This is a genomic window from Azospirillum formosense, assembly GCF_013340925.1.
Taxonomy (GTDB): domain Bacteria; phylum Pseudomonadota; class Alphaproteobacteria; order Azospirillales; family Azospirillaceae; genus Azospirillum; species Azospirillum formosense.
In genome coordinates, this window is record NZ_WHOR01000531.1 from 1 (window position 1) to 875 (window position 875).

Genomic DNA, 875 nt, shown 5'->3' on the forward strand with positions numbered 1-875 from the left:
GGCTGCGCGCCGGCGGCGATGTCGGCCACCGACAGGGCTGTGACCGCCACGGCGGCGCCCTTCACCGTCGCCAGTGCCGTCGTGCCGGCGGTGATCTGCGGCGCGTCGTTGACGGGGGTGACGGTGCCGGTCAGCGCGATGGTGTCGGCGCTGTAGACGGTGCTGCCGCCGACGCCGTTGGTCAGGTCGACGCGGCCGCCGGTGACGACGGGGGCGCCGCCGCCCTCGATCAGCCGGACGGTCAGGGCCGGGGTGGTGCCGTTCCAGTCGGCGGCGGGAACGAAGCGCAGCATCGCGTTGGCGGCGACGACCAGGGCCGAGCCTTCCGCCACCGCGCCCACGGTGATCCAGGCGAAGCCCGACCAGTACTGCCAGACGCCTTGCCCGGCGGTCGCCGCGTTGCCGACGATGGCGACCCCGGCGAAGCCGTTGGCGGCCGAGCCGCCCGCCACGGCGTCCGCCGGATCGGAGAACAGAGGGCCGAACAGGGCGGTGACGCTGGTGCCCGTCGGATTGACGGTGTCCTCGGCGATGGTCGGCAGGGTGGCCGCCGTGCCCGTCGCCACCGGGGCGTCGTTGACTGCGGTGACGGTTCCGGTCAGGGCAATGGTCCCGGCGCTGTAGCGGCTGTCGCCGCCGATGCTCGTCGCGTCGACCCGCGCGCCGCTGGCGATCGGGCCTTGCGACGTGTCGACCAGCCGGACGGTCAGCGCCGGGGTCGTGCCGTTCCAGTTGGCGGCGGGAACGAAGCGCAGCGCCGTGGTCGCCGCCAGCAGCAGGCCGTTGCCGCCGCTGACCGCGCCGATGTCGGCCCAGCCGCTGCCGGTCCAGTACTGCCATGCCCCTTGCGCCGCGGCGGCGGCGTTGCCGACCAC

1 pseudogene is annotated in these 875 nt (G+C 75.0%); it reads right to left on the reverse strand.

Annotated elements, in window-relative coordinates:
- Positions 1-875, reverse strand: a pseudogene (locus GBZ26_RS29625) (hypothetical protein); the annotation flags it as partial.